Origin of the sequence: uncultured Chitinophaga sp., from assembly GCF_937874145.1 — a bacterium.
Classification (GTDB): Bacteria; Bacteroidota; Bacteroidia; order Chitinophagales; family Chitinophagaceae; genus Chitinophaga.
The window spans coordinates 1-9,317 of the sequence record NZ_CALNBI010000521.1 but is presented as its reverse complement, the minus strand read 5'-3'; the positions used below and the strand labels follow the sequence as shown (position 1 = coordinate 9,317).

7 protein-coding genes are annotated in these 9,317 nt (G+C 51.4%); 6 read left to right on the top strand and 1 reads right to left on the bottom strand.

The features are described from left to right. Positions 1–344: 344 nt before the first annotated feature. The 6 genes from Q0510_RS24690 (at position 345) to Q0510_RS24665 (ending at position 8,976) form a co-directional block, all read left to right on the top strand. Positions 345–902, top strand: coding sequence for an RNA polymerase sigma-70 factor (locus tag Q0510_RS24690; protein WP_298717977.1), 558 nt, complete (start codon positions 345–347; stop codon positions 900–902). 73 nt (positions 903–975) lie between these two features. Continuing rightward, positions 976–1,941: a FecR family protein gene (locus Q0510_RS24685; RefSeq protein ID WP_298717974.1), complete on the top strand. Its 966-nt coding sequence runs from the start codon at positions 976–978 to the stop codon at positions 1,939–1,941. A gap of 36 nt (positions 1,942–1,977) precedes the next feature. Next, positions 1,978–5,319: a TonB-dependent receptor gene (locus Q0510_RS24680; RefSeq protein WP_298717971.1), complete on the top strand. Its 3,342-nt coding sequence runs from the start codon at positions 1,978–1,980 to the stop codon at positions 5,317–5,319. A gap of 23 nt (positions 5,320–5,342) precedes the next feature. Further along, positions 5,343–7,145: a RagB/SusD family nutrient uptake outer membrane protein gene (locus tag Q0510_RS24675; RefSeq protein ID WP_298717969.1), complete on the top strand. Its 1,803-nt coding sequence runs from the start codon at positions 5,343–5,345 to the stop codon at positions 7,143–7,145. Positions 7,146–7,202: 57 nt separating this feature from the next. After that, complete coding sequence (locus Q0510_RS24670; RefSeq protein ID WP_298717966.1) at positions 7,203–8,144, top strand: DUF1735 domain-containing protein; 942 nt, start codon at positions 7,203–7,205, stop codon at positions 8,142–8,144. A gap of 1 nt (position 8,145) precedes the next feature. After that, on the top strand, positions 8,146–8,976 hold the full coding sequence (locus tag Q0510_RS24665) for an endonuclease/exonuclease/phosphatase family protein (RefSeq protein ID WP_298717964.1): 831 nt from the start codon (positions 8,146–8,148) through the stop codon (positions 8,974–8,976). Positions 8,977–9,127: 151 nt separating this feature from the next. On the opposite strand, the gene Q0510_RS24660 is transcribed toward Q0510_RS24665, so the two are convergent. Further along, positions 9,128–9,317 (bottom strand): hypothetical protein (locus Q0510_RS24660; RefSeq protein WP_298717961.1); only part of this gene is annotated, 190 nt, incomplete at its 5' end.

Below are 9,317 nucleotides of genomic sequence, written 5' to 3'. Positions count from 1 at the left end.
GAATTAGTTGAATTTCATCAGTTGCTAGGTTAAATGACATGTAAAATTAAAGCGCTACGTGGGGCTAAAATAGGAAAACAGCCTGTCACAAACAATTTAATGTTGAGGGGGTGGATATCTCCATTTCTGACACTGAACAGGATTGGCTGACTATCACACCTCCCGCACCTCCTAGAAATCGTACAATTTTACCGTCTCCGCTGCCTTTCAATTTTTTTTGCCGTGAAATAATCGTCATTATTTTACAGTGGAATTAATTATTATTACGGCTGCGTTTGATTCCACGACCAACAGCACAGATATAACTTTCCGGTAATATTCCGAACTATAATTTTGCGACCAAGATGCATGAATATTCCACCAGGCTGATCGCTGGAGATGAAGATGCGCTTAAAGCGCTGATGGACCAAATCGGACCAAAGGTCCTCGGTTATTGCATAAAAAAAACAGGGAACGCCGAAGATGCCGAAGAATTAGTTTTGGACATATTCCTGAAACTCTGGCATTTCCGGGACCGTATTGACCTCCATGCCAACCTGGAGGTATTGCTGTTTACCATTGCCCGCAACCATATTCTCAATTTCCTGCGCAACAAGGCCATCCGGCAACTCCGGCTGCAAGGTTCGGATGAAGCGGCGCATTTTCCGGAAGATCAGCTCCTGCGCCGGCTCGACAATGAAGCCTTGCTACGCCAGTACCGGCACGTCCTTTCCAAACTGGGCGAAAAGCAGAGAAGTGTTTTTCAGCTGAGCCGTGAAGAAGGCCTGCCCAATAAAGTCATCGCCGAAAAACTCGGTATCTCCGTCCGCACGGTGGAATCGCATATCCATAGTAGCCTAAAGATCCTCCGTTCAGAATTAAAGGACGCCTACATAATATTGGTATTGTTGCTAATGCGCTAATCCGGATTTTTTTTCTCCCACACTCAGTAGTTCGCCCAAAATCCGTGTATATATTATAAAGTACCTGCTAGATATGGCGAACGATTCCACAAACATCCATCTATTATTTCAAAAGGTTCTCGGGAATACTGCAAATGAACAGGAGCTCATTGCTTTCCTCCATTTGCTGGATAACCCAGACATCAGGGAAGAATGGATGCAATTCAGGGAATGGGAAGCCGTGGAAGTACATTCTTTACCGGAAGGTTTGCAGGAACGGATGGCCTCCAGGATGGAAGGTAAGCCAGGAAAGACTCCCGCTGCAAAAACCAGCTCCGTGTACAGGAGAATAATCCCATATGCCGCCGCTGTCGCGGTGTTGCTGGTGGCCGTATGGTGGTGGCATACGCCGTCAGCTCCCGTCATGCTGGCATCCGCCACTACTTCAAGCGGGGAAATCCGTACCATCACCCTGCCAGATAGCACCGTCGTTACACTCAACGCCCGTTCAGCCCTTCGCTATCTTGAAAACAGGAAAACAGGCGAAAGGATCGCTGAACTGGAAGGCCAGGGCTTTTTTGAGGTGCGGAACCATCCCGGGCGGCCATTCGCCGTGCATAGCAAAGGATTGCGAACCGTTGTACTGGGCACCCGCTTTGATGTGCGGACTTACCCGGGTATCACGCCGAAAATCGCGGTGGCAGACGGTAAAGTAAAAGTTGCAGGCCCGAACGGTCAATTTGCGATACTGGGAAAAGGCAACGCCGCCACGTACGATACCACAACCGCCACGTTCAGCCAGTTCTCAGAAAATCCCGACCAGGTGGCCACCTGGCAGCATAAATTGCTGAACCTGGATGGCCTCACCTTAAAAGAGGTATGTACCATACTGGAAAATGAATACAATGTCAACATTAGATTACAGCCTGGCATCGAAAAACTGGCACTATCGGGCCAGCAGCCGCATTCATCCATATCAAGAACATTAACATCCATTTGCTTCGTATTCCAACTAAAGTTTGAACAGACAGGAAACACCTTCGTGATCACGAAACAATAATTCCTCCTAAAGCACCACGATTCAAAAACTGAAAGTATGATCCTTCATTTACTCGCCAAGCTGCGCCGCGGCGGCATGCACTGTTGCCTCCGCCTGATGCTGGCACCCATTGCAGCCATGGCCCTCCTTCCAGCTGCCGCACAGGAGACGGCTACCATCCACCTTTCAGTCCGGGACACCCGCGTTACGACGGTCTTCTCCCTGATTGAAAAACAGACGAATTACCGGTTTATGTATGCAAAATCATTGGCCGATCATCCCAAAAAAATTACCCTCACCACAAAATCCGCCAGCATCTCCCGCGTACTGGCTGAGATCGGAGAAATGGCCGGGCTTGCATTCAAGGTCGACGGCCAAACCATTTCGGTCAGCATGCGCGCTACAGCCTCCCCCCTTCCACCGCCGTTGCAAAGGATCCCCCGGGAAATTACGGGCACCGTGCGGGATTCTACCGGGCAGCCGATGGTGGGTGTTACCATTATGGTAAAAAATTCCAAAATAGGTACCGGCAGCGATATCAACGGCCGTTTTATTCTGCAGGTATCCGAAGGAGACATCCTCACTTTTTCCATGATCAGTTACCGCACACAGGAGGTTCCCGTGGGAAAAGCCACGCAATTTGAAATAATTATGCAGGATGCCTCCTCCGCACTGGAAGAAGTTGTGGTAGTGGGATTCGGCGCGCAAAAGAAAATCGGGCTGGTTGGGGCGCAAACCACGGTTTCAGCCAGGGATCTGAAGCAACCGGTTTCCAACCTGACCAATTCCCTGGGCGGCAGGATCGCCGGTATGGTCAGCGTGCAACGCAGCGGCGAGCTGGGGTATAATGATGCCAATATTTATATCCGCGGGATCTCTACCTTCTCCGCCGGACTGAGCGCACCGCTGACATTGGTTGATGGCGTCCCCCGTTCGATCGCCAATATCGATCCGGAAGATATCGAGAGCTTTACCGTGTTGAAAGATGCCGCTGCTACTGCGGTGTACGGGGTCCGGGGAGCCAATGGCGTGATCATCGTAACCACCAAATCCGGCAAAGCCGGGAAGCCTTCCTACAATTTCAGGTATACAGAAGGTATTACCGAATTTACCCGGTTGCCCTCGTTTGCTGACGGTGCCACGTACATGAAAATGTCCAACGAAGCACTTACAACCCGGGGAAGCAGCCCGGTTTATTCTGACGAAGCCATCCAGGCCACCCGCGACGGCTCAGACCCTTACCTGTACCCGAATGTGGATTGGTTCGACGCCATGTTCAATCAATTTGGCCGCTACCGCAATGCCAATGCCAATATCAACGGCGGATCCGAAAAGGCGGTGTATTACGTCGGGCTCTCTTTTACGGATGAGCTGGGGATGTATAAAACCGATGAACTGAGCAAGTATAACTCGTCCATTTTCGAAAAAAGGTACAACGTTACGTCCAACCTCACGTTACAGCCATCTCCGACCACTACCGTCAAGCTTGGCATCAACGGTTACCTTAAAAATGTGAATCTTCCTACCACGGGTGTAGGTGCTTTGTTTGAAGACGCCTACTTCATGACACCAACGCAAATCCCGCTCAAATACCCTGATGGTAAAATTGCGGATATCCGGTCCGGAGGCCTGTCCAACCCCTGGGCCAGCCTCACGCAGACAGGGTACGCAAATCAGTGGAGGAGCCAGCTCAATTCCAACCTCCGGCTGAGCCAGCAATTGAATTTCATCACAAAAGGATTGTCTGTTACCGGGATGTTCGCATTTGACACGTACAACTACACCAGCAACCGGTACACCAAAACCCCGGATACCTGGCTGGCCACTGGGCGTGATGCAGATGGAAACCTCCAGTTTGAGCAAACCGCCATTGGCACGGAATTCCTCGCCTACACCAAATCCAATCAGGGCGAGCGGACCGTCTATTCCGAGCTGGCCCTGAATTACCAGCGCACTTTTGCCAAAGATCATGAAGTATCCGGCATGTTGCTCTACAACAAAAGCGACGAGGTCAACACATTCGCCAGCGACCTGGAAGCATCAATGCCTTACCGCCTCCAGGGGCTAGCCGGCCGGGCAACCTATAGCTTCCGGAACAGGTATTTCCTGGAAGCCAACTTCGGCTACAATGGTTCTGAGAACTTTCATCCCGACAAGCGTTACGGGTTTTTCCCTTCCATCGGATTGGGGTGGGTGATATCCGACGAGGCCTTCTACGCACCTATCCGTAATGTTATTCCGTTCTTTAAGGCGAGGTTTTCCCATGGCATCGTTGGCAATTCCAATATCGACGGCCGGCGTTTCGCTTACCTTGCTACTGTTGCCAACCTGGGTTCCTATGGATTTGGCAAACAAACGCCGACCAATGTTACAGGCATGGAAATCGGCGAATATGCTGTGGATGTATCCTGGGAAAACTCCCGCAAAACGAATCTCGGATTCGATATCCGCATGTTCCGGGACGCCCTTTCCATCCAGGTGGACCTGTTCCGGGAATACCGCAGCGATATCTTCCTGCGCCGGAAATCCCTGCCAGGTTATGCAGGTATGATCAATGCTCCGTTTGCCAACGTCGGTATTATCGACAACAAAGGCATCGATGCCACTTTCACTTACAACGCCAAACTGGGCGACTTGCGGATCAACCTCCTCGGCAATTTCAGCTTTAACCGCAATGAAGTAGTGGAAAATGATGATCCCGCCTGGGAATACCCCTGGCTCAACCGCAAAGGCCAGAAAGTAAGCCAACGCTATGGATACATCGCGCTGGGACTTTTTGAAAGCGATAATGACGTCAAGAACTCACCGCTGCAACCAGGCGATGTACGCGCCGGTGACATCAAATTCAAAGACCTCAACGGCGATGGTATGATCGACAGCTACGACCAGGCCCCCATTGGGTATGGGGATGTACCTGAGATCATGTACGGGTTTGGATTTACCGTCGGTTACAAATCAATTTCCCTTTCCACCCTGTTCCAGGGCGCAGCCAATGTAGATGTTATGCTGAACGGCGAAGGCACCATGCCCTTCCAGCAAGGGCTTGCCAGGGGTAACCTCTTTTCCAACATTACCGACAGGTGGACGGAAGCAAATCCCAATCCGAATGCTTTTTATCCCCGTCTCATGTCCGGCTCACTCAACAACAACTATGCTTCGAGCACCTGGTGGGTAAAAAGAGCCGACTACCTGCGCCTGAAAACCCTTCAGCTGTCTTACAACCTGCCAGACGCCTGGATGCGCCGTATTCATCTCAAAGACGTCAATATTTTCCTGCAAGGCGTGAACCTCCTTACGTTCTCCCCTTTCAAACTTTGGGATGTTGAAATAGGTAATGGCCGGGGTGCGGCATATTCCAGCACCAGAACCTTCGCCGCCGGCATCGCCGTGAATTTGTAAACCGATCAAACTGAACATTAACGATGATACGCAAATATATCCTCCCCCTGTTCCTGGCCGCCGTTACCGTGCTGCCCGCATGCAACAAGGATTTTCTCAACCAGGTACCAGACGACCGCATCACCATCGACCAGGTTTTTGCACGCCGGAAATATACCGAAGCATACCTCGCCAATATTTATTCGTATATGCCCAATGACGGATATCGCAACACCTCTCCCTGGGAGGGCATGTCTGACGATGCGGATATTACCTATGACCGTCCCGGTTCCGGATATGATTCCTATCCCGCCAACCTGGGCAACTGGAACGCCGCCAGCAACTATTTCAATTACTGGGGCAGTTTCTACAAAGGGATCCGCTCGGCTACTTATTTCATGAACCGGGTTGACGAGAATACAGAGATAAAAAGCCTGCCCAATGGTGCGGAGCTGATCGCGCAATATAAGGCGGAAGCCCGTGCGCTGAGGGCATTTTACTATTATTGCATCGTCCGCCAGTACGGGCCCTGCATTCTTTTGGGCGACACCCCCATTCCAGGCGACCTTTCCCCTTCCGCACAGGAAATGCAGCTCCCCCGCAACTCGATGGACGAATGCATCGACTTTATCGTATCCGAACTGGACGAAGCGGCGAAGGCACTCCCACTTCATTTTACAAACCAGCCAGATACGGAATACGGCCGGATCACGCAGGCTTTTTGTAAAAGCGTAAAAAGCCGCGCCCTCCTGCATGCCGCCAGTCCGCTTTTCAACGGCAACTCCGACTACGCATCCCTGAAAAATACAGACGGCAAGCAACTCATAAGCCAGACGTATGATGCCGACAAATGGCAAAAAGCGGCCGATGCCGCAAAAGAAGTGATAACAGGATTCAGCTTCGAGCTTTACCGCAAGAATAACAGCGACGGTGATTTCGATCCCTACCTGTCTACCCGCGATGTTTTCCTCGATCCCTGGAATGTAGAAGTGATCTACGCGCGGCCATCCAACAACTTATCCGCCTGGGAGCGCTCGGTTTCCCCCCGGCTTTGCAATGGTTATGCGGCGGTTGCCGTGACGCAGCAACTGGTGGATGAATTTGAAATGGCAAACGGACTGGGGATACGGGAACCAGGCTCCGGCTACTCCGAATCAGGGTTTTCGACAACTGCCACTCCCCATGCACCCAAAGGCACGTTTAACATGTACGTGAACAGGGAGCCCCGGTTCTATGTCAATGTTAGTTTCAATGGCAGCCCCTGGATCAATCCTTCAGAAGGTGTGAAGATCATTGAAACCCACTTCAACGGAAATACCGGCAAGCGGGGCAGCTGGGACTTCCCGCGCACGGGCTATATCGCCCGCAAGAATATTCATCCCGACAGCAATCCCCGTCTGAGTAAATATGTAGCTCGGCCATTGGTGATTTTCCGCTATGCAGAAATATTGCTGAACTACATCGAAGCGCTCAATGAGGTGGAACCCGGCCATCCCGACATCCTCCAGTACCTCAACCAGATCCGCGACCGTGCCGGTCTTCCCGGGGTAGCGGCTGGCCTGGGACAGATAGAGATGCGCGCCAAAATCCGGCACGAAAGAAGAGTGGAGCTGGCGCTGGAAAACATGCGTTACTTTGATACCCGCCGCTGGAAAATTGCAGAACAAACGGATGGCGGACTGTTCTACGGCATGAACGTGGATGCAGGCACCAAGCTGGCCGACCTCGTATTCTATCAGCGCACCGCCTTTGAACGCCGCGTATTCCTTAAACATTATTACCTGTTCCCGATTCCGCAGTCTGAAATGGACCGCGATCCCAATATGGTACAAAACACCGGCTGGTAATACATGCATCCCAAATTTCAATCATCAATGCAACAGAAAATGAAATACTTCCTTTATATGTCTGCCTGCACAGCCCTGACACTGGGCGGCTGTTCCAACGACGGCAACCTTATGGATCATGTTTCAGACAGCACGTCTAACGTATATATGCCCCAGGCACTGCAAACACCCGCGGTTTTCACATTCAACCGGGATGATACCCAAACGGAGCTTATTTACGGCGCTTGTTTCGGCGGGCCGCATGCCAATAACAAAGACATTCTGGTGGAATTTTCTCCCGCACCCGCCCTGGTATCTTCCTTTAACAACCAATACTTCACCAATTACCCGGTGATGCCTGCCGGCAGCTACGAGCTGGAACAATCCAGCGCCACCATTCCTTCCGGTAAAGTCAACACCCCACCGTTGAAAGTCAGGCTCCATCTCGATAAGCTGGAAGGTATCGGCGGTTACCTCCTGCCAGTTACTATCCAATCCAGTAACAAATTGAACGACCGTCTAAAAACAACGTATTTCCTCGTAAAAGCCCTGTATACCTCGAACCCTTTTCCTGAACTGGACCGCAGCGCCTGGGAGGTAGCCGGCTTTTCCTCGGAAGAACCTACCGGAGACGGAGCCAACAACGGCAAAGCGATCTATGCCATCGACCCGTCTGCTTCCACCTGGTGGAGTACCACCTGGAAAGCGTCAAAACCCGGTCCGCCGCATGTCCTGACCATCGACATGCATGCCACCCAAAAGCTCCACGGATTTTCCATCACCGGAAGGCTGGATGCAGCCGGTAACTTCAAAACCAGCGGTAATCCCAAAAGCATAATCGTAGAAACCAGCACCGATGGTACTACGTGGTCATACAGTGAAAATTTCACCTTGGAAAACATCAAGGAAAACACCATCTATCTGTCGTATGCCCAGGAAGCCCGCTACTTTCGCATGACCATCAACACTTCCCAGGGCGATATCTATCTTACACATATCGGAGACCTGAAAGCATTCTAATATGAAAAAAACCTGGATATTCGGCACATTGCTCGTATTTGCCTGCAACAAGCCCAATGAAATGCCGCCCGACCCGGGTGCGGGCACCTCCAAACCGGTTGTAAAAGTCATGACTTATAACATCTACGGCGCCCGGGCTTCGTCCGGTGCGCCGGCAGATCTTGCATTGCTGGCGAAAGTGATCAATGAAGAAAAGCCAGACCTGGTAGCGTTGCAGGAAGTCGATGTTTTTACCAGGCGCACCGGAACAACTGTTCACCAGGCACGGGATCTCGCAGCGCTCACTGGCATGGAATGGCATTTTGTGAAAGCAATCGACCAAACCGGAGGCGAATATGGTGATGCCGTACTGTCGCGGTTGCCAATCCACTCAAAGCAGGGGTTTATGCTCCCCGTAACGCCGCAGCTCAGCGGGGAATTTCGTTCGGTGGCACTCATCCAGGTGGAGAAAGAAGGAAAAAAATTCTATTTCGCCTCCACGCACTTCGACCATCTAGCCCAGGAAGACAACAGGTTACTCCAGGCACAGGAGCTCAAAAAAATAGTGGCGGGGATCGATGGTCCGGTGATCGTTGCCGGCGATCTGAATGCCCGGCCCGAATCCCAAACGATGACGATCGTGCATAGTTACCTGAATAGCGGATGCATGCAGCAATGCCCACGTACCTTTCCTTCCGACAATCCGGACCGTACGATCGATTATATTCTTTCCGCCCCGGCCGGTAAATTCTCCGTAGTCAACTACCGGGCGCTGACCGGTTACCTGTCCGGTGAAAAAAAGTACGCTTCTGATCATTGCGCGGTGATCGCGAGCTATAAACTCAACTGGTAGCATACCTGTTTCCACCTTTTTCCGGGCCGGCCTAGCAGCCGGCCTTTTTTTAAGTCCTGTTCCTCAACGTCCATATCGATGAGCATGGGTTTCAACCTTGGTTGGTCTGATCTCTGTTGAACATACGCTACCATCTTCAGCGTTAATCGTATCAAATTGTTGACCAGCGAGTATCTTCGAACTTTAACACCATATAGCCCTTGCTGATACAAAGATCATTGAAAACATAATGGAACTCGACTAAATACTCGACTAAAAACAAAAAACCCGCGCTAAGCGCGGGTTTCTGAGATGATTTGCGGACCGGACGGGACTCGAACCCGCGACCTCCGCCGTGACAG